Origin of the sequence: Microbacterium sp. NPDC078814 (assembly GCF_040702645.1) — a bacterium.
Lineage (GTDB): Bacteria > Actinomycetota > Actinomycetes > Actinomycetales > Microbacteriaceae > Microbacterium.
The window spans coordinates 32,922-53,060 of record NZ_JBFBLT010000012.1 but is presented as its reverse complement, the minus strand read 5'-3'; the positions used below and the strand labels follow the sequence as shown (position 1 = coordinate 53,060).

Annotated in this window: 19 protein-coding genes and 1 tRNA gene; 17 read left to right on the top strand and 3 right to left on the bottom strand. The window is 71.0% G+C overall.

What is annotated here, in order from left to right:
- Positions 1 to 78 precede the first annotated feature (78 nt).
- Genes ftsH through AB0300_RS17195 form a run of 9 tightly spaced genes read left to right on the top strand, consistent with a single transcriptional unit; the run spans position 79 to position 8,206 of the window.
- Positions 79 to 2,079 (top strand): ATP-dependent zinc metalloprotease FtsH, encoded by a 2,001-nt coding sequence (ftsH, locus tag AB0300_RS17235; protein WP_259981931.1) that lies wholly within the window; start codon positions 79 to 81, stop codon positions 2,077 to 2,079.
- Position 2,080: 1 nt separating this feature from the next.
- On the top strand, positions 2,081 to 2,692 hold the full coding sequence (folE, locus tag AB0300_RS17230) for a GTP cyclohydrolase I (protein ID WP_025104588.1): 612 nt from the start codon (positions 2,081 to 2,083) through the stop codon (positions 2,690 to 2,692).
- Complete coding sequence (gene folP, locus AB0300_RS17225) at positions 2,689 to 3,498, top strand: dihydropteroate synthase (protein ID WP_366216555.1); 810 nt, start codon at positions 2,689 to 2,691, stop codon at positions 3,496 to 3,498. Before folE ends, folP begins: the two co-directional genes overlap by 4 nt.
- 34 nt (positions 3,499 to 3,532) lie before the next feature.
- Positions 3,533 to 3,928, top strand: a complete 396-nt coding sequence (gene folB, locus AB0300_RS17220) for a dihydroneopterin aldolase (RefSeq protein WP_085604020.1) — start codon at positions 3,533 to 3,535, stop codon at positions 3,926 to 3,928.
- Positions 3,925 to 4,464, top strand: coding sequence for a 2-amino-4-hydroxy-6-hydroxymethyldihydropteridine diphosphokinase (gene folK / locus AB0300_RS17215; protein WP_366216554.1), 540 nt, complete (start codon positions 3,925 to 3,927; stop codon positions 4,462 to 4,464). Before folB ends, folK begins: the two co-directional genes overlap by 4 nt.
- Positions 4,461 to 4,943: a DUF3180 domain-containing protein gene (locus tag AB0300_RS17210; RefSeq protein ID WP_025104584.1), complete on the top strand. Its 483-nt coding sequence runs from the start codon at positions 4,461 to 4,463 to the stop codon at positions 4,941 to 4,943. The genes folK and AB0300_RS17210 overlap by 4 nt, the downstream gene beginning before the upstream one ends.
- Positions 4,894 to 5,475, top strand: coding sequence for a PH domain-containing protein (locus tag AB0300_RS17205; protein WP_366216553.1), 582 nt, complete (start codon positions 4,894 to 4,896; stop codon positions 5,473 to 5,475). The genes AB0300_RS17210 and AB0300_RS17205 overlap by 50 nt, the downstream gene beginning before the upstream one ends.
- Positions 5,472 to 7,511, top strand: coding sequence for a PH domain-containing protein (locus tag AB0300_RS17200; protein ID WP_366216552.1), 2,040 nt, complete (start codon positions 5,472 to 5,474; stop codon positions 7,509 to 7,511). Before AB0300_RS17205 ends, AB0300_RS17200 begins: the two co-directional genes overlap by 4 nt.
- A gap of 2 nt (positions 7,512 to 7,513) precedes the next feature.
- Complete coding sequence (locus AB0300_RS17195; RefSeq protein WP_085604009.1) at positions 7,514 to 8,206, top strand: DUF2520 domain-containing protein; 693 nt, start codon at positions 7,514 to 7,516, stop codon at positions 8,204 to 8,206.
- 27 nt (positions 8,207 to 8,233) lie between these two features.
- Here AB0300_RS17195 and AB0300_RS17190 read toward each other — a convergent pair whose 3' ends face one another.
- A complete protein-coding gene (locus AB0300_RS17190; protein WP_366216551.1) occupies positions 8,234 to 10,087 on the bottom strand; it encodes a DUF2207 domain-containing protein in 1,854 nt (617 codons plus the stop codon).
- An 86-nt stretch (positions 10,088 to 10,173) separates the two neighbouring features.
- Here AB0300_RS17190 and lysS point away from each other — a divergent pair, with 86 nt between their 5' ends.
- Entirely contained in the window at positions 10,174 to 11,706 is a 1,533-nt protein-coding gene (gene lysS, locus AB0300_RS17185) for a lysine--tRNA ligase (RefSeq protein WP_085604003.1), read from the top strand.
- Positions 11,707 to 11,717: 11 nt separating this feature from the next.
- On the opposite strand, the gene AB0300_RS17180 is transcribed toward lysS, so the two are convergent.
- Entirely contained in the window at positions 11,718 to 12,827 is a 1,110-nt protein-coding gene (locus AB0300_RS17180; protein ID WP_366216550.1) for a DUF4192 domain-containing protein, read from the bottom strand.
- 112 nt (positions 12,828 to 12,939) lie between these two features.
- Between AB0300_RS17180 and AB0300_RS17175 the strand changes: the two genes are divergently transcribed.
- From AB0300_RS17175 to AB0300_RS17165, 3 genes are all read left to right on the top strand, one after another.
- Positions 12,940 to 13,113 carry a hypothetical protein gene (locus AB0300_RS17175; RefSeq protein WP_164498164.1) on the top strand — a complete coding sequence of 58 codons (174 nt, stop codon included), beginning with the start codon at positions 12,940 to 12,942 and terminating at the stop codon, positions 13,111 to 13,113.
- 86 nt (positions 13,114 to 13,199) lie between these two features.
- Positions 13,200 to 14,660, top strand: coding sequence for a cardiolipin synthase (gene cls / locus AB0300_RS17170; protein WP_025104577.1), 1,461 nt, complete (start codon positions 13,200 to 13,202; stop codon positions 14,658 to 14,660).
- A 57-nt stretch (positions 14,661 to 14,717) separates the two neighbouring features.
- Positions 14,718 to 15,464, top strand: a complete 747-nt coding sequence (locus AB0300_RS17165; protein ID WP_366216549.1) for a hypothetical protein — start codon at positions 14,718 to 14,720, stop codon at positions 15,462 to 15,464.
- 14 nt (positions 15,465 to 15,478) lie between these two features.
- Here AB0300_RS17165 and AB0300_RS17160 read toward each other — a convergent pair whose 3' ends face one another.
- A complete protein-coding gene (locus tag AB0300_RS17160; protein WP_366216548.1) occupies positions 15,479 to 16,477 on the bottom strand; it encodes a diacylglycerol kinase family protein in 999 nt (332 codons plus the stop codon).
- 98 nt (positions 16,478 to 16,575) lie between these two features.
- On the opposite strand from AB0300_RS17160, the gene serS reads away from it, so the two are divergent.
- From serS to AB0300_RS17140, 4 genes are all read left to right on the top strand, one after another.
- Positions 16,576 to 17,880, top strand: coding sequence for a serine--tRNA ligase (gene serS, locus AB0300_RS17155; protein ID WP_366216547.1), 1,305 nt, complete (start codon positions 16,576 to 16,578; stop codon positions 17,878 to 17,880).
- On the top strand, positions 17,877 to 18,698 hold the full coding sequence (locus tag AB0300_RS17150) for an HAD hydrolase family protein (RefSeq protein ID WP_025104573.1): 822 nt from the start codon (positions 17,877 to 17,879) through the stop codon (positions 18,696 to 18,698). The genes serS and AB0300_RS17150 overlap by 4 nt, the downstream gene beginning before the upstream one ends.
- Positions 18,699 to 18,740: 42 nt before the next feature.
- Positions 18,741 to 18,825, top strand: a tRNA-Ser gene (locus AB0300_RS17145).
- 47 nt (positions 18,826 to 18,872) lie between these two features.
- Positions 18,873 to 20,132, top strand: coding sequence for an LCP family protein (locus AB0300_RS17140; protein WP_085603992.1), 1,260 nt, complete (start codon positions 18,873 to 18,875; stop codon positions 20,130 to 20,132).
- Positions 20,133 to 20,139: the final 7 nt, after the last annotated feature.

Sequence of the window (20,139 nt, the reverse complement as noted above, 5' to 3'; positions counted from 1 at the left end):
CGACCCAGGGGAGGGGCGTTGCGCCGTGGGTGAACGCACAGCGGCCCCCTAGCACGGAGGCGATACGCTGATCCGACCATGGATGTGAAGAAGCTCACCCGCAATCCGCTGATCTACGTCGCTCTGATCGGCGTGCTGCTCTTCGGCGGATTCCTGCTGATCTCGAACCTCGGTGCGCCGAAGCAGATCACGACGCAGGAGGGGCTCGAGCTGCTCTCCGGCAAGACCGTGACCGAGGTCGTCACCACCGACGGCGATCAGCGCGTGGACATGACGCTGTCGAAGCCGTTCGAGGGCTCCGAGAACGTCCAGTTCTACTACGTCGAGGCCCGCGCCGACGAGGTGGTCGCCGCGATCGATGCGGCCGCTCCGAAGGACGGCTTCAACGACGCCGTGCCACGCGCGACCTGGTTCGACGGCTTCCTCTCCCTGCTGCTTCCCCTCGTGCTGCTCGGCCTGCTGTTCTGGTGGCTCCTGTCGTCCATGCAGGGCGGCGGCGGCAAGGTCATGCAGTTCGGCAAGTCCAAGGCCAAGCTCGTCAACAAGGAGACCCCGACGGTCACCTTCGCCGACGTCGCCGGTGCCGACGAGGCCATCGAGGAGCTCCACGAGATCAAGGAGTTCCTGCAGGACCCGGCGAAGTTCCAGGCCATCGGCGCCCGCATCCCGAAGGGCGTGCTCCTGTACGGCCCTCCCGGAACCGGGAAGACCCTCCTCGCCCGCGCCGTCGCCGGCGAGGCAGGAGCCCCGTTCTACTCGATCTCCGGTTCCGACTTCGTCGAGATGTTCGTCGGGGTCGGCGCCTCCCGCGTGCGCGACCTGTTCAGCCAGGCCAAGGAGAACGCTCCCGCCATCATCTTCATCGACGAGATCGACGCCGTCGGCCGTCACCGCGGCGCCGGCATGGGCGGCGGCAACGACGAGCGCGAGCAGACGCTGAACCAGATGCTCGTTGAGATGGACGGCTTCGACCCGAACGCGAACGTCATCGTGATCGCGGCCACCAACCGTCCCGACATCCTCGACCCCGCGCTGCTGCGCCCCGGCCGCTTCGACCGTCAGATCGGTGTCGACGCCCCCGACCTCAAGGGCCGCCAGAAGATCCTCGAGGTGCACAGCAAGGGAAAGCCGCTGTCGAAGAACGTCGACCTCGAGGTCGTCGCTCGCAAGACCCCCGGCTTCACCGGTGCCGACCTAGCGAACGTGCTCAACGAGGCCGCGCTGCTCACGGCCCGCTCGAACGCGCAGCTCATCGACAACCGCGCCCTCGACGAGGCCATCGACCGCGTGATCGCCGGTCCGCAGCGTCGCACTCGCGTGATGAAGGACAAGGAGAAGCTCATCACGGCGTATCACGAGGGCGGACACGCGCTCGCGGCGGCGGCGATGAACTACACCGACCCCGTGACGAAGATCACGATCCTGCCCCGCGGCAAGGCGCTGGGCTACACGATGGTGCTGCCGCTGGACGACAAGTACTCGGTGACCCGCAACGAGCTGCAGGACCAGCTCACCTACGCCATGGGCGGTCGCGTCGCCGAGGAGCTCGTCTTCCACGACCCCACCACCGGCGCCTCCAACGACATCGAGAAGGCGACCTCGATCGCCCGCAAGATGGTCATCGAGTACGGCATGACGACGCAGGTCGGTCCGGTCAAGCTCGGCACCGAGGGCGGCGACATGTTCGTCGCACGGGACATGGGCCGTGGCCGCGAGTACTCCGAGAAGGTCGCGGAGCGGGTCGATGCCGAGGTGCGCGCGCTCATCGAGCAGGCGCACAACGAGGCGTATGCGGTGCTCAGCGAGAACCGGGACATCCTCGACCGTCTCGCCCTCGCGCTCCTCGAGGAGGAGACCCTCGACCACAACCGCATCGCCGAGATCTTCACCGAGGTGAAGAAGCTCCCCGAGCGTCCGCTGTGGCTGTCCAGCGAAGACCGCCCGGTCTCGGAGCGGCCGCCGATCGAGGTCCCGAAGAAGGACGTCTCGCTCGCCGCCTCCGTCGAGGCGCCGACGGCCCCGCCGCGTCCGCAGCAGGGCTCCGCCGGAGCGGGCAACCCTCGTCCCGCGACGGCGTGACGTGACCGTCGACAAGGGACGCGTCGAGCGGCTCACCAGGGAACTCCTGGAGGCGATCGGCGAGGACCCCGATCGTCCGGGGATCAAGCAGACGCCCTCGAGGATGGCCGAGCTCTACGCGGAGTTCTTCGCCGGTGTGGGCGAGGATCCCGCCGAGCCGCTCGCCCACACGATCAGCGTGACCCGCGGGCCGGCGCCGGACACCCTGCCGTCCGGAGCGGTGCTGCTGCGCGACATCCGCTTCCGCTCGGTGTGCGAGCACCACCTCCTGCCCTTCGCAGGGCACGCGCACATCGCCTACCTTCCGGGCGAGCAGGTCGTCGGCCTCGGTGCGCTCGTGCGCGTCGTGGAGATCCTCGCCGCGCGGCCGCAGGTGCAGGAGCGGCTGGGGGAGCAGATCGCCGACACGATCGCCGAGAACCTCGACGCGCGCGGCGTGCTCGTCGTGCTCGATGCCAGCCACGGCTGCGTGACGATGCGGGGCGGGCGGCAGACCGAGGCCTCGACGCTGACCATCGCGGCGCGCGGGGTATACACGGATCCCGTGGCACGCGCGGAGCTGGTGACCCTGATCGGCATGACCGTGCCGGGGGCCGGGACGTCGCGCGCATGACCGGCATCTGGGGCATCGTCAACGTCACCCCCGACTCGTTCAGCGACGGCGGGCGGTATCTCGACGCAGACCGCGCGGTCGCCCACGGCCTCCGTCTGCGCGCGGAAGGGGCGTCCGTCCTCGACGTCGGGGGCGAGTCGACCCGGCCGGGCGCGGAACGCGTCGGGGTGGACGAGGAGCAGCGTCGCGTCCTTCCGGTCGTCGAACAGCTCACGGCGGCCGGTGCCGTCGTCAGCATCGACACCCTCAACGCGTCGACCGCCGCGGCCGCCGTGCGCGCGGGAGCGCGCATCGTCAACGACGTCTCCGGCGGACTGGCCGACCCCGACATGCGCGCCGCGGTGGCGGAGTCGGGTGCCGACTTCGCGATCGGGCACTGGCGGGGCTTCTCCGCCGACATGTACGCGAACGCCGATTACCGCCGCGTCGCCCGAGAGGTGGCCGGCGAACTGCGCGAGCGCATCGGCGAGGCGGCCGCCGCCGGGATCGCGCCCTCCCGCCTGATCGTCGACCCCGGTATCGGGTTCGCCAAGGCCGGTGCCCAGAACTGGGACGTGCTGCGGGGCCTCGACGAGATCGTGGGTCTCGGCTTCCGCGTGCTGGTCGGGACGTCGCGTAAGCGCTTCCTCGCCGACGTGCTGCAGGAGGCGGCCCCGGGCGGTGACGGCGTCTCCGAGCAGCGCCGGGACCTGGCCACCGCGGTGACGAGTGCGCTCGCGATGCGCGCCGGCGCCTGGGCGGTGCGCGTGCACGACGTCGCGGCCACCCGCGACGCCCTCGCGATCACCCGCGCCTGGGAAGGCTGAGTGCGAGGTCGGAGCGTCGCCGTACCCTAGAGGCATGGACTTCCTCGACGAGATCGTGCTGACAGGGCTGACCGTGTTCGGCCACCACGGCGTCTACCCGCACGAGCGGGAGAACGGACAGGAGTTCACGGTCGACCTCCGGTTGCGGCTCTCCCTCGAACAGGCCGCCGCGTCCGACGATGTGGCCGACACCGTGCACTACGGCGAGCTCGCGGAGCGGGTGGCCGCCGTCGTCGCGGGGGAGCCGGTGAACCTCATCGAGACCCTGGCCGAGCGGATCGCGGACGTCGCCCTCGGTGACCGCCGCGTGCAGCAGGTGACCGTGACGGTGCACAAGCCGCAGGCGCCGATCGCCCTGACCTTCGGCGACGTGGCCGTGACGGTGCATCGGACGCGGGCTCCGGAGTCGCTGGAGGACATCACCACATGAGCCGCAACCTCACCCGCCCGGCGGAGGTGCCGGGCCCCCGAGCTCCGCGCCCCGAGACGGTGGCGGTCGTCGCGCTCGGCGCCAATCTCGGAGACCGCGAGGAGACGATCCGCGCCGCGGCCGCGCGCATCGCTCGGTTGCCGCTCGTCTCGGACGTGCGCCTGTCGCGCCTGTTCGAGACGGTGGCGCTGCGCGTGGACGGCCCCGATCCGGACGCCCCCGGGTACGTGAACGCGGTGGCTCTGGTGACCACCCGGCTCGCTCCCGAGATCCTCCTCGGCATGCTGCACGCCATCGAGGACGAGAACGGCCGCGTGCGCGGCGAGCGGTGGGGCGACCGCACCCTCGACCTCGACCTCATCGCCTATGGCGACGTCGTCTCGGACGACCCCCGCATCCAGCTGCCCCATCCGCGGGCGGCGGAGCGGCTGTTCGTCCTGGAGCCGTGGCTCGACGTCGACCCCGACGCCGAGCTCGTGGGGCGCGGCCGGGTCGCCGATCTGGCGGCGGACCTTCGCGCGCGAGGCGAGGGATGAAGCGCACCTCCGCCGGACTTCTCGCCGTCCTCGCGCTCGTCGGCGCCGGGGCCGGCTTCATCCTCGACCAGATGCTCACGGCGACGGGGCGGGCCACGTTCACGCCGTCCCTCTTCCTCCCGGTGCTGCTCGTCCTCATCGCGGGCGCATCGCTCGGGGTGGCCTGGCCGGTGCGGCGCAGCGTCCGCTCCGGGGTGCGCATCGACCCGTTCCGTGCCCTCCGGGCCGCGACCCTCGCGCGGGCGTCGAGTCTGCTGGGGGCGATCCTGGCGGGCTTCGGGGCAGGACTGCTGGCCTTCCTCCTCACGCGCCCCATCGATCCCCCGATAGGGTCGACTGTGGCCATGGTGGCGCTGATCGCGAGTGCGGTCGTGCTCGTCATCGCCGCTCTCGTCGCCGAACAGTTCTGCACCCTGCCGAAGGATCCTGATGACTCAGAACCCAGAGACCGCGCCCCTGAACCCGGCGGAGGGCACTGACCTCGGCGCCCTCGACCAGGGCACCTACACGGGCCTGCGCACGGCGCGCAACGAGGCCCGCCTCGAGCTCGACGGCACCTGGCACCAGATCTCGCCGCGCTACGTGGTGTCGCAGATCGTGCAGAACGTCATCTTCCTGGCGATCGTCGTGGCGGCGGCCATCGTGCTGAACATCGTGCTCGAACAGGACTGGGTGTGGATCCCGGCCGGGGTCATCATCCTCATCACCCTCGTGACGCTGGTGATCCTCCCGCGTCAGGCGCGGGCGATCGGCTACATGCTGCGGGCGGACGACATCGTGTTCCGCAAGGGCATCCTCTGGCAGCGCATGATCGCCGTGCCGTACGGTCGCATGCAGCTCGTCGACATCACCCAGGGGCCTCTCGACCGGGCGTTCGGCATCTCCCAGCTCAAGATGGTCACCGCGGCGGCCACCACCGGCGTGCAGATCCCCGGCCTCACCCAGGCGGCGGCCGAGGCGCTGCGCGACACGCTCATCCAGGTCGCCGAGACCCGCCGGACCGGACTGTGAGCGAGTCGCAGCTCCCCACCGCCGCGCCGGGGCAGACCTCCGCGGGCGCACCGTCGACGCACCTCGCGGACGGCGAATGGCACCGGATGCATCCGCTGACGCCGCTCTTCAAGGGCGGCCTGGCGCTCATCATCGTCGGCGGCATCGTGATCGCGAACATGCGCGACCGCGTCATCGCCTGGCTCGTCGGGCAGTTCGCGCCGGAGGAGGCGCACTACGACGACTACACCGGCGGCGATCCGGTCGACTGGGTGCTCGCCAACAACTTCGCCCTGATCGCGCTGCTGGGTGTCCTGGCGCTCGTCGTGGTGCTCGTGGCCATCTTCTGGTTCGTCTGGCGCTTCCAGCAGTTCCGGATCACCGGGGAGCACGTCGAGGTGCGCAAGGGCATCATCTTCCGGTCGCACCGTCGCGCCCCGCTCGACCGTGTGCAGGGCGTGAACCTCACGCGGCCGTTCCCCGCACGCATCATCGGCCTCGCGAAGCTCGAGGTCGTCGGCGCGGGCACCGACGCGAACGTCGCGCTGGAATACCTGGCGACGCCGCGCGCCGAAGGCGTGCGCGCCGAGATCCTGCGCCTGGCCTCCGGTGCGCGAGCCGCTCGGCACGCGGCGTTGGATCCGCAGAGCGGCGCGACGTCCGGCGGCACCGCTCCGGTTACCGCGCGTGCACAGCTCGTCGGCTCGATGAACGAGGGCGTCAACGGCCTGCTCGCCGGCGTGGACCTGCAGGACGTCGTCCCCGAGAGCGTCGTCAAGATCCCGGCCGGCCGGCTGATCGGCTCGCAGCTCATCTCCGGGTTGCTGTGGCTGGTCTTCTTCGGCGTGATCTTCGCGATCGCGATCGGGAGCACCCTCATCGGCATCCTCGTCGACGGCGATCCCGACGGCGGGGTGGTGCTGCTGGGCATCGGGCTCGGCATGGGCGTCCCCATGGTCATCGCCGTGGTCGGTATCACGTGGGCACAGATCTCCAAGTCGCTGCGCTACTCCATCGCGCCCACCCCCGACGGCGTGCGCATCACCTACGGCCTACTCACCACGGTCACCGAGACCCTTCCGCCGGGCCGCATCTTCGCGGTCGAGGTGTCGCAGTCCCTGCTGTGGCGGCCGTTCGGCTGGTGGACCATCAAGATCAACCGCATGAGCGGCAAGAGCGCCGCGCAGCAGTCGTCGAGCAGCGGTCAGCAGTTCAACGTCGTGCTCCCGGTCGGCAAGCGCGCGGACGTGGAGCGCGTGTTGTCGCTCGTGCTGCCCGACGTGCCGGCCGAGAGCATCCCCGCGCTGTGGGACCAGGGTGTCGTCGGTCCGACCGACGCCGACCCCTATCGGACGATGCCGCGCCGGGCCTGGTGGCGGCGACCGTTCTCCTGGAAGCGTCACGGATACACGGTGACCTCGGACGGCCTGCTCCTGCGCCGCGGAATCGTGTGGCGCAAGCTCGCGGTCTTCCCGCTCGCGCGTCTCCAGGGCGTGTCGCTGAGCCAGGGGCCCATCGACCGGGCCCAGGGGGTCTCCGGTGCACAGGTGCACACCGTGCCCGGGCCGATCACCGGCCTCCTCTCCGGGCTCGAGCGCGCGGACGCCCTCGCACTGCTCAACGAGGTCAGCGTCGCCGCGGCCGAGGCGGCGTCCCGAGACCACACGCACCGCTGGAGCGAGCACGCTGCGGCGGGAACTCCGGTCGCACCGCCCGCTCCGCCGGTGTTCGGTGGTCCTGCGACGCCGGCGTCTCCCGCGTTCGGAGGGGCGGCATCCGCTCCGCCTGCTCCGCCCGCTCCGGGGTCGGCGACTCCGCCGGTCCCGCCCGTCCGGACTCCTCCGGTGACGCCGCCGCCTGCTCCGCCGGTCACGGCGCCTCCGGTCGCTCCGCCGCCTGCTCCGCCGGTCACGGCGCCTCCGGCCGCTCCGCCGCCCGCTCCGCCGGTCGCGCCGCCACCGCCGCAGACGGCTGCCCCCTCGGCCTCTCCGTCGCCGACCGGCCCGACCCCGCCACCCACTCCGCCGGCGCGACCGGACACGTCGCGCGAGGAGTGAGCGTGGTGCGCGACGGGCGCCTGGGCGTCGGCATCGTCGGGGCCGGGCGCGTCGGTCCGGTGATCGGCGCGGCACTGGCCGGAGCCGGGCACGCGATCGTCGGGATCACGAGCGGATCGGACGACGAGCGTGCGTCCGCGGTGCTCCCGGGCGTCCCGGTGCTGGACACGCAGGAGGTCGTGCGGCGCGCCGAACTGGTGATCCTCGCGGTCCCCTCCGCCGAGCTTCCGTCCCTCGTCTCGGGCATCGCGGAGGTCGGCGGGTGGCAGATCGGCCAGCTCGTCCTGCACACCGATCCGGCGCAGGGCATCGAGGTCCTGCGCCCGGCGGCGGAGCGCGGTGCCATCCCGTTGGCGGTGCACCCGGCGATCACGTTCACGGGGACCTCGATCGACCTCCGACAGCTGCAGGCGGGCTTCGCGGCGGTCACCGCTCCCGCCGCCGTGCTCCCGATCGCCCAGGCGCTGGCCGTGGAGATGGGGTGCGAACCGGTGGTCATCGCGGAAGCCGACCGTGCCGTCTACGCCGACGCGATCGCCACGGCCACGGAGTTCTCCCGCTCGATCATCGGACAGTCGACCTCGCGGCTCCGTGACATCGGGGTCGAGAACCCGGGTGGCTTCCTGTCGGCTCTGGTGCAGTCGACGGTCGAGCGGGCGCTGCGCGACGCCTCGGATCCGCCCCCGCTGGTCTGATCGCCTTCCCGGCGCGGCGTCTCGGGCTCAGCGTCCGCCGGAGAAGCCGCCTCCGCCTCCGCCCCCGGAGAACCCGCCGCCGAACGAGCCGCCGGTAGCGGACGAGGTGCCGGTGGACGGGGCCGAGTAGGTCGCGGCCGCGGTCGAGGAGCTCATGAACGCCACGAGCGACGTGCGGAGAGCGAAGGACGTGGGGTCGCCGATCCAGGTCGGGCCGTGCGCCTCCCGGCTGTAGGCACTCTCCAGCACCCGGCCCCACTCGTCCTCCATGCCGAACAGCATCGCGTAGGGGAGGAGGCGCTCGTAGACATGGATGACGTCCGCCCCCTCCTCGGTGCGCCGTTCCGCGCCGGTGTAGGACTGCAGCATCCGCAACCGATCCTCCTCCGCGACCCGGATGAACTCGCGCACCCCCTGCAGATGCTCGTACGCCTGCGCACCTTCCGGCGTCAGCACCGTGTGCCGCGAGAAGGTGAAGAAACTCGAGGCCGCGACGAGCAGCGTCCCGACGGAGATGGCGAGAAGCGCGGGGCCGGCGGACAGGCGTCCGGATGCCACGGCCACGATGGCGACGACGAGACCGGCCACGGCGACGGCGATGGCCACGGACTGCAGGATGACGGCAGCGCGGCTGCGCGCCGTGGTGGTCAGACCGCGGCGGGAGGCCTCCTCCTGGCCCTTCGCCGTCAGCGCGGTCATCCGCGTCGCGAAGGCCTCGCTCTCGGTCGGCAGGTCCACGACGCCGTCCGCATCCGCGTGGAGGAAGAGCGCGTCGAGCGCAGCCTGATCGAGGGGGCTCGGCGCCCTGCCGTGGGGCTGTCGTCGCAGCCGGGGCGCTTCGGCTGATGCGCCTTCCTCGATGCGCAGGGCGCCGCGGACGGCGAGGTGCACGATCTCGGCGGGCACCACGTTCTCGGCACCAGGGAGGAGCGCGGCCGCGAGGAGGGGAGGCTGGTCGTCGGGGACCTCGTACTGCGCCACGATGATCCCGCTGGCGCGGCGCCGACGTCGTCCCGAGCCCACCGTGGCCGCCCACCCGGCCGCGGACAGGCCGACGGCGCCGACCGCGGCGAGCACGGGCCCGAGGTCGGCGACGGGATCGGGCTGGCGGGCGGCGGGCTGGGTCACGGTCCCCGGTGCGAAGCCGACGGCCACCGTCACCCCGTCCCCGGCGGGAAGCGACCGGGCCTCGACATGGAACGTCGCGCCCTCCCCGCTCGCGATCGGCCCCGCGAGCTCGCAGGGAGCCGTGGATCCGGCAGGGCCGATGTAGCATCTCGTCGCGCCGGTGAGATGGGTGGCCAGGGCCGCGTCGAAGCGGATGTCGGCCCGGAACGCCTCGATCGGCTGCGTGCTGTCGAGGGGGAGGAGATCCCAGTAGAACTCGTCCGCGGTGCGGGAACCCGACGCGTCCGGAGCGCTGCCGACGATGATGTCGCGCATCTCGTATTCGATGACGTAGGTGGTCAGGCCGTGGACGAAGTCGTCGTCGCCGGTGAGGATGAAGAGCGTCCCGTCGTCCTCGTCGGTCTCGTACGGGACGGCGGCTCCGTCCCCGTCGGTGACCGCGAGCACCCGGGTGTCGAGAGCGGCGTCCTTGTACGTCGTGGCCAGCCCCCGCACGATGCCGCGGTTCTGGTCGGCGTCGGGGAATCGCGCGACGACGGTCTCCGTCACCTGCATGCGCGCCCGCCCGTCCTCGTCGAGCCCGACGTCGTACACCGCGTCCCAGGAGGCGTAGGAGAAGTCGTCCACGTCGGCGGCGGAGACGACGGTGGTCGCGGTCGCCGGGGCCGCCGCGACGGCGATCTCCGGCGCGAGGACGGGGACGGTGGCGAGAGCGACGACGGCGCTCGCGCGGAGGATCCGAGTGGGGGCCATGCCTCGAGGCTACCCAGCACGCCGCGCGGCGAGGACGTCCCGCGCCATCTCGGTAAACTGGGGAGGACTTCCAAGGAGCCCCGCACATGACTGACGCGCCCGCCGCGCCCGAAACGGCCTCGGCCGCCCCTTCCGCCGAAGAGGACATCCACGAGCAGAAGGCCGTCCGCCTCGCCAAGCGCGAGCGTCTGATCGAGAAGCGCACGGACGCCGGCGGCGGTGCGTTCCCGGTCGCCGTGCCCGTGACGCACAGCATTCCCGCGCTGCGCGCGGAGTACGGAGACCTCGAGCCCGGCGCCGAGACCGGCGTCGTCGTCGGCGTCGCCGGCCGCGTGGTGTTCAGCCGCAACACCGGGAAGCTCTGCTTCGCGACGCTCCAGGCCGGCGACGGCTCCCGGATCCAGGCGATGGTCTCCCTCGCCAACGTCGGCGAGGAATCGCTCGCGGACTGGAAGGAGTACGTCGACCTCGGCGACCATGTCTTCGTGCACGGTGAGGTCATCTCCAGCCGTCGCGGCGAGCTGTCGATCATGGCGGACGACTGGGCCATCGCGTCGAAGGCGATCCTCCCGCTGCCCAACGCCTACGCCGAGCTGAGCGAAGAAGGACGCGTCCGCAGTCGCTACCTCGACCTCATCGTCCGGGAGCAGGCGCGGACGACCGTGCGTGCGCGTGCGGCGGTGAACGCGAGCCTGCGGGCGACGTTCGCGTCCCACGGCTACCTCGAGGTGGAGACGCCCATGCTGCAGGTGCAGCATGGCGGCGCGTCCGCTCGCCCGTTCGTCACCCACTCCAATGCGTTCGACACGGAGCTCTACCTCCGCATCGCCCCGGAGCTGTACCTCAAGCGCGCGGTCGTCGGCGGCATCGAGCGGGTCTTCGAGATCAACCGGAACTTCCGCAACGAGGGCGCCGACTCCACGCACAGCCCGGAGTTCGCGATGCTCGAGGCCTACCAGGCCTACGGCGACTACAACCAGATGGCGGCACTGACGCAGGAGCTCGTGCAGCAGGCGGCGATCGCGGTGGCCGGGTCGACCACGGTGACGTGGGCGGACGGCACCGAATACGACCTGGGTGGCGAGTGGGATCGCATCTCGATGTACGAGTCGCTGTCGGCTGCGTCCGGGCGGACCGTCACGCCGACGGACGCCGTCGCGGACCTGATCGCCTTCGCCGAGGCGAACGGCGTCGACGTGCCGCCTCAGGCCACGCACGGCAAGCTCGTCGAGGAGCTCTGGGAGCACTTCGTGAAGGGCGACCTCGTCCGGCCGACGTTCGTCATGGACTTCCCCGTCGACACCTCCCCGCTCGTGCGGGAGCACCGCTCCGTCGAGGGCGTCGTGGAGAAGTGGGACCTCTACATCCGTGGATTCGAGCTGGCGACCGGGTACTCCGAGCTCGTGGACCCGGTCATCCAGCGTGAGCGGTTCGAGGAGCAGGCGAAGCTCGCCGCCCGCGGCGACGTCGAGGCCATGCCGATCGACCAGGAGTTCCTCCGGGCTCTGGAGCACGGCATGCCGCCGTCCGGAGGGATGGGCATGGGCATCGACCGTCTCCTGATGGCGATCACCGGCCTGGGGATCCGCGAGACCATCCTCTTCCCGCTCGTCAAGTAGTAGCGGGGCGCTCATTCTCCGCGCCGCCCGAGGAAGGCCCACTCCGGCAGGACCGCCCCGCCGATCATGGCGTCGAGCAGTAGCGCGAGACTGTACGTCGGGTCGATCTCCCGCGCCATCTCGAGGTAGCGGCCCGCGTGCGTGGCGCGTCCGAGCGCCCAGGACAACCAGGCCGCGACGGTGAGCGGGCCGGGGCGTGCCTCCCGCGGCGCTCGTGCCGTGGCCTCGCGTACGGCACGAAGCGCGGTGCGGAGTCGCTCGCCGTCCGGCGCCGTGCCGCGGCCGAGGAACACGCGCCCGATGTCGTCGGGCACGGGTGCCCCGGCGGCGGTGAAGGCGAGCTGCGCCTCCATGGTGCGGATGCCCTGACGGTGATCGGTCGCCCACTGCGCGATCGCCGTGTCGCGGACCGGTGGTCGCCCCAGGCACCACACGAGCGCGGCGGCGGTGAGGGGCGGGAGCGGATCCGAGGCCTCGAGAACCGATTCGAGGAACGCGGGGATGTCGTCGAGCAGAGCGGCGGCGGCGATCACCTGCGGCTCGCCGGCGCGCGTCGTGCGCTCCGGACCCAGCGCACGGTCGAGGCCGTGCAGGATGCGGGCGACCTGGCGGGCCTCCGCCGCAGGGGCGGATGGCAACGCCGCTCCGGAGAACTGGTCTCCCGAGACATCGCCGAGTGCGGCGGCCCCGGGCGGCGGAACGATGTCGGTCAGCGGATGCAGCACCGGATCGGTGTCGTCGTACCGGCTCCAGCCCTCCGGCGTCACGCACAGGGCCTCGACCACTCGGAGCCCCGCGCCCTCGGCACAACCCAGAAGCGTCTCGACCGCCACCGCGTGCGGAAGCACGAGGCCGTCCGGCGTCTGCTCCGCCGGGGTGTCGGTGTAGACGACGACGGCCAGGGCGTCGGTCCCCGGCACCCGGACGACCAGGTCGACCGCCGCCGTGGCGTAGTGGAGGACGGGGATGACGTGATCGGGGAGGTCGAGGCGCATCGCCCCGTCGCTGCGGGAGCCGCGGAACGGGAGGAGGACGATGCTCTCGCGTGGCGTGAAGCCGGCGAGGGCGGGCACGATGGCCAGGAACTGGGCGGAGTCGGAGGCGCGGAGCACGGTTGTCATGAGGAGAGGGTGACGTGTCTGCGCACGTGACGGGGCACCGGAGGGGCGCTGTGGATGAGAATCCTGGGAAGCGCCACCTGTGCACGAGTAGTCGCTCGCGTACGATGGACGCATGGACAACTTCTGGCTCGCCGCGGCATGGTCGCTCCTGCCGACGGTCGGCGTCAGCATCGTCTTCTTCGTCGTGCTTCGCGGCATCCTCCGGTTCGATCGCACGGAGCGCAAGGTGCACGCGCAGATCGAGGCCGAGGAACGCGCCGCGCGCGGGCTGCCGCCGCGCCCCTGAGTCCGGCCCATCCGCTACTGTGAAGCGAGCGCGCCCGGTCCGGCGCGCCCCGGGGTGACCATCCTCGGTGTGGGTGAGGGGGCGTGATGACCGCGGAGTCCTGGGGATGGTGGGTCGCCGCCTTCGTCCTGGTGCTCGACATCATCATCCGCGTCACCGCGATCATCGTCATCCCGCGCAACCGCCGTCCCACCGCGGCGATGGCCTGGCTCCTCGCCGTGTTCTTCATCCCGGTGGTCGGCGTCTTCCTGTTCCTGCTGATCGGGAATCCCCGCCTGCCGCGCGCACGGCGCCGCAAGCAGGAGCAGATCAACCAGTACATCGCGGAGACCAGCGAGCACCTCCACTTCGGGACGCTCCGGCCGAACGCCCCCGCCTGGTTCGGGCCGATCGTGCAGATGAACCAGCGTCTCGGTGCCCTGCCGCTCTCCGGCGACAACGGCGCCCACCTCATCTCCGACTACCAGGAGTCGCTCGACGAGATGGCGGAGGCCATCCGCACGGCGCAGGAGTACGTGCACGTCGAGTTCTACATCCTGCAGTCCGACGACTCGACGGACAACTTCTTCCGCGCCCTCGAAGAGGTGGCTGCGCGGGGTGTGGCCGTGCGCGTGCTCCTCGACCACTGGGCGAACCGGGGCAAGCCGCGCTACCGCCAGACCATCGCACGCCTGAACGACATGGGCGCGGAGTGGCATCTGATGCTTCCCGTGCAGCCGCTCAAGGGCAAGATGCAGCGCCCGGATCTGCGCAATCACCGCAAGCTCCTCGTCGTGGACGGCAACATCGCCTTCCTCGGGTCGCAGAACATCACGGACTCCACCTACAACCTGCCGAAGAACATCCGCCGAGGTCTGCACTGGGTCGACCTGATGGTCCGCCTGGACGGGCCGGTGGTGCTGAGCGTCAACGCGATCTTCCTCAGCGACTGGTACAGCGAGACGGACGTCGTGCTCGAGGAGATCGACATCTCGCACGCCAACATCGGCTCCGGCGACCTGGACTGCCAGGTGGTGCCGTCGGGCCCGGGCTTCGAGGTGGAGAACAACCTGCGGCTCTTCCTCGCCCTCCTGTACGCGGCGAAGAAGCAGATCATGATCGTCAGTCCGTACTTCGTCCCGGACGAAGCCCTGCTGCTCGCGGTCACCGCGGCCGTCGATCGCGGTGTCGAGGTGCAGCTCTTCGTCTCGGAAGAGGGCGACCAGGCGATGGTCTACCACGCCCAGCGCAGCTACTACGAGGCGCTGCTCCGGGCGGGGGTGCGGATCTGGATGTATCGGAAGCCCTACATCCTCCACACCAAGAGCCTCACGATCGACGACGAGGTGGCCGTCATCGGCTCCAGCAACATGGACATGCGCTCCTTCGGCCTGAACCTCGAGGTCTCGATGCTCGTGCGCGGCGAGGAGTTCGTCGCCGAGATGCGCGAGGTCGAGGACAAGTACCGGTCGCTGAGCCGGGAGCTGACGCTCGAGGAGTGGCTGCAGCAGCCGCTGCGCTCCACCGTGCTCGACAATCTCGCGCGGCTCACGTCCGCGCTGCAGTGATCGCTCGATCCGTCAACCCCGGTTCCGGGGAGCGGAACCCGCCGCTACCCTGAGGGCATGACTCCCCGCAGGCTCGTGCTCGCCGTGTCCTCCGCGCTCGCCGCGGCCCTCGTCCTCGCCGGCTGCACGGTCGGTCCCGGCGGAGCCGCACCGCATTCGACGTCCGACCCCTCCAGCGGCCCGGGAAGTGCCGGGAGCGCGGACGACCAGGACGACATGGACGGAGCGCTCCTCGACGAGGGACGGATGTTCGCTGTCGTCAGCTGGGGGTCGTCGACCTGCCTCCCCCAGGTGGACGAGGTGTCCGCCGAGGGGCAGCGGGTCTCCGTGACGCTCGTCGAGCCGGAAGGTGACGGCGCCACGGAGCAGGCCTGCACGGCGGACCTCGCGCCCCGGGCCAGCCTCGGAGCGCTGCCGGACGGCGTCGACCCGACCAAGGACGTGACGCTGGTGGTGACGTACGGCGACCTGATCGACGAGATCGACGTCGACGGCGACCCCGCCGCCACGGCCACTCCCGGTTCGTCGACCGAGTACCAGCCGTCCGCGGCCTGGTTCGACGACGGCGGTCTGGTGCTGCTGACCTGGGGCTCCTCCAGCTGTGCTCCGGTCGTCGACTCCGTCGAAGCGGACGGCTCGACGGGAACCGTGACCTTCGTCACGGACGAGGATCAGGTGTGCACCATGGACATGGCGCCGCGGGCCACGGTGGTCGAGTTCGCCGAGGACGAGGTCGACGACGACGCCCCGTTCGAGCTGACGCTCGTCGGCGGCGGTCTCGACGGCACGGTCGAGGTCCGCTGAGTCGGACGCCCTCGTCAGAGGATGTGCACCGGGTGACCGGTGGGCAGCGCGAGCAGAAGCGCGCCGGGGTCGGCTCGACACGTGAGGTGCACGGCCTCGCCGAACTCGTCGCCGTCGAGCTCGACGGGTGTGAGGGCGGAGGCGGCGGCCTCGGCGCGGGCACCGCGGAAGTAGTGCACCGAGGCATCCGTGCCGCGGCGCTCGAGCACGAACCGACCGGCACGTGAGCGGCGCAGCACGGAGTTGTCCCACCAGATCTTGCGCCAGACCCCGAGCCAGCCGAGCACGCCGGTCGGCTGGATGACCGCCACGTCGAGGGTCGCATCGGTGATGGAGGCGTCCGGGATGAGGGAGATGCCGGCCGGAAGCGTGCCGCAGTTCGCGAACAGGATGCTGTGCACCTTGGTGGAATGCAGGCGCCCCGTGCCGATCTGGTACACCGCCCGGAAGGGCTTGGCGCGGGGGAGGGATCGGGCGGCGCCGTCGACGTAGGCGATCCAGCCGACGGACTTCTTCAGGTCGGCACGGGTGTTCGCGATCATGTCGGCGTCGAGGCCGATGCCGGCGAGCACGACGAAGGCGTGCTCCTCCTCGGAGCCGTCCTCCCTGGTCATCCGCGCCCAGCCGATATCGATCGGATGACGGAAGTCGCCGAGGGCGGCGCGGATCATCTCCGCCGGGTCGGCCAGCGGCAGCCCGAGATTCCGGGCGAGGAGGTTCCCGGTGCCGCTCGGCAGGATGGCGAGGGGGACCCCCGTGCCGGCGATGGCCTCCGCGACGGCGCGCACCGTCCCGTCTCCGCCGGCCACGAGCACCACATCCACGCCGCGCGCCAGTGCCTCGGCCGTCGCCCCCTGGCCCGCATCCTCCACGGTCGTCGGATAGAAGGCGGGGTGATCCCATCCCGCCTCTCGGGACAGATCGCGGACCTGCGCGCGCAGGCGCTTCCCGTCGACCTTCACGGGGTTGTACACGAGCGCCGCCTGCTTCAGAACGCGGGGACTCGTGGTCATGGCGCTACTCTAGACCGGCATCCGCCGAGGGGCGGGACGCCGGTGGAGGGAAAACCAGGACGCCCGGTCCCGCGCCGCGCACCTCGTAGACTTGCGGAATGATCGACCTCGCACTCCTCCGCGAAAATCCGGAGATCGTCCGCCGTTCGCAGGCTGCCCGTGGCAACGACCAGAGCACCGTCGACGTCGCACTCGAGGCCGACCGATCGCGCCGCGCGGCACTGGCCGCGTTCGAGGAGCTGCGCGCGGAGCAGAACGCCTTCGGCAAGCAGGTCGCGAAGGCGCCCAAGGAGGAGAAGGCCGCCCTGGTCGCGCAGGCGAAGGACCTCGCCGACCGGGTCAAGCAGGCCCAGCACGCGGCCAACGAGGCCGCCGACGCCGCGGCCGCGGCCCTCGCCCGGATCGAGAACGTCGTCATCGACGGCGTTCCCGCCGGCGGTGAGGAGGACTTCGTCGAGCTGCGGCGCGTCGGGGAGGTGCCGGCGTTCGACTTCGAGCCGCGGGATCACCTCGAGCTCGGGGAGATGCTCGGCGCGATCGATATGGAGCGCGGTGCCAAGGTCTCCGGTGCGCGGTTCTACTTCCTCCGCGGAATCGGTGCCCGCCTGGAGATCGCGCTCATGAACCTCGCCCTCGACAAGGCGCTGCAGAACGGCTTCGTGCCGCTGATCACGCCCACGCTCGTGCGTCCGGAGATCCTGCAGGGCACGGGCTTCCTCGGCGAGCATGCCGATGAGGTGTACCACCTCGACAAGGACGACGACCTCTACCTCGTCGGCACCAGCGAGGTCGCGCTCGCCGGGTACCACAAGGACGAGATCGTCGACCTCGCGCGCGGGGCCCTCCGGTACGCCGGATGGTCGACCTGCTACCGCCGGGAGGCCGGCTCGCACGGCAAGGACACCCGCGGAATCATCCGCGTGCACCAGTTCAACAAGCTGGAGATGTTCGTCTACACCACGGCCGAGGACGCCGAGGCGGAGCACCTGCGGCTCGTCGCGCTGCAGGAGGAGATGCTGACCTCGCTCGGCCTCGCCTACCGGGTGATCGACGTCGCCGCAGGAGACCTCGGGTCGAGCGCGGCGCGGAAGTACGACATCGAGGCCTGGGTGCCCACTCAGGGCGCCTTCCGCGAGCTGACCTCCACGTCGAACTGCACGACCTTCCAGGCGCGGCGTCTCGACGTCCGGTACCGCCCGGCCGCGGAGGACGGCGGCACGGCGCCGAAGACCCAGCACGTCGCGACGCTCAACGGCACGCTCGCGACCACGCGCTGGATCGTCGCCCTGCTCGAGACGCACCAGCAGGCGGACGGCTCGGTGCGGGTCCCCGAGGTCCTGCGCCCCTACCTCGGCGGACTCGAGGTGATCCGCCCGCTCGCCGACGAGCAGGCCGCCCGATGACAGCGCCCTGGCTGGTCGGCCTCGACGTTGACGGGACCATCCTCCTGCAGGACGAGACGATGAGCCCCGGCGTGCCCGAGGCCGTCGCCCGGGTGCGGGACGCGGGTCATGTGGTGACCATCGCGACGGGACGAAGCTGGATGGCGACCCGCCGCTACGTGGAGGAGCTCGGGCTGACCGCGGACTACGTGGTGTGCTCCAACGGTGCGGTGACCATGCGCCGTGACGGCGACGAGTGGGAGCGCTGGCACGTCGAGACCTTCGACCCGACGCCGGTGCTCGCCCTGCTCCAGGAGCGCCTTCCGGACGCGCGCTACATGGTCGAGCTCGGGTCGGGGCAGCGGCTGTTCACCGAGCAGCTCGACGACTGGACGCTCGACGGCGGCCGCCAGGTCGACTTCGAGGAGCTCGGGGCCCTCCCCGTCTCCCGCATCGTCGTCGTCTCGCCCGGACACGATGAGGACGACTTCCACCGACTCGTCGCCGACGCCGGACTCAACGAGGTCTCGTATGCGATCGGCTGGACGGCGTGGCTGGACATCGCCCCGCAGGGCGTCGACAAGGGGACGGCGCTGGAGCGCGTGCGCGACGAGCTCGGCCTCGACGCGGCCCGGGTCCTCGTCGCCGGGGACGGACGCAACGACATCGGCATGTTCGGCTGGGCGCGCACCGGCGGCGGCCGCGCCGTGGCCATGGGGCAGGCGCCCGCCGAGGTGAAGGACGCCGCGGGTGAGGTGACCGCCGACGTCGAGCAGGGAGGGCTGGCGGCGGCGCTGAACACGCTTCCAGCACCCGCCCAGGTCGACGCAGGAGAATAGAACTCGGCTAGACTCGCGCCTGGTCGGCAGATGTTTCTGTCGGGAGGGTTGTCCGAGCGGCCGATGGAGCTGGTCTTGAAAACCAGTGGGCAGAGATGTCTCGTGGGTTCGAATCCCACACCCTCCGCTTCCTGAGCGCGGTACCCCGCCGTCGCTGAATTCGAAAGGGCCCGAGTGAGCGAGAACACCCGCCGCCGCCGCACCGTCGCGCGACATGGTCAGCTGCGCTCGCCCGGCGCCGCCAGTCAGCTGCTCAAGCTCCTCGCGATCAGCATGGCGGTGGTGCTCGTCAGCGGCATCGGGGTCGCGGCCTACATCTGGTTCGACTTCTCGAGCACGGTCTCGGCGAACGCCGTCGACCTCGACGGCCAGGAAGACCTCCCGCCGGACATCAGCGCGTACAAGGGCGGGTTCAACCTCGTCCTCACCGGCGTCGACACGTGCGAGGACGACTACAAGCAGTACTTCGGCGACCGGTGCACGGGCGGCGACGCCGAGGGCACCCTCAACGACGTGAACCTGCTCGTGCACGTCTCGGAGGAGCCGCGGCGGATCACGGTCGTCAGCTTCCCTCGCGACCTGATGATCCCGATCCCGTCCTGTGAGGACGAGGACGGCAACGCCACCGCCGCGATGAGCAAGCAGCCCCTGAACGTCGCGTACACCGACGGCGGCCTGAACTGCGTCGTCCGCACGATCTCCGCCCTCACGGACCAGGAGGTGCAGTTCGCCGCCTCCGTGACGTTCGGCGGCGTCATCGAGATCACCAACGCGATCGGCGGCGTCGACGTCTGCCTCGCCAACCCGATCCGCGACCGCTACACCGGTCTCGACATGGCCGCCGGCACCCACACCGTCCAGGGCCTCGAAGCCCTGCAGTTCCTCCGCACCCGGCACGGTGTCGGCGACGGCAGCGACCTCGGCCGCATCGGCAACCAGCAGCAGTACATGTCCAGCCTCGCGCGCAAGCTCATCAGCGGTGAGGTGCTGGGCAACGTGCCGGTCATGCTGAAGCTCGCCAACACCGGCATCCAGAACCTGGAGACGAGCACGTCGCTCGCCGATCCCATGATGATCGTGCAGATCGCGCTCGCCGTGAAGTCGGTGCCGTTCGAGGACATCGTGTTCGTGCAGTACCCGACGCTGACCGACTGGAACGACCCGAACAAGGTCGTGCCGAACGAGGAGGCCGCCGTCGCGCTCTGGGACGCGATCGAGGCCAACGCCCAGCTACAGATCACCCACGAGAACACCAGCAACGACGGCGTCGTCGTGCAGGACCCGACGACTCCGACCGAGCCGACCGAGCCCGCCGAACCGACGCAGGAGGCGACGCCGACCCCGACGACCGCTCCGGACGTCGTGGCGCTGCCGGATTCGATCAAGGGCAACTCCGCCGCCCAGCAGACCTGCTCGAACGGCAACGTGCGCTGATCGGCCC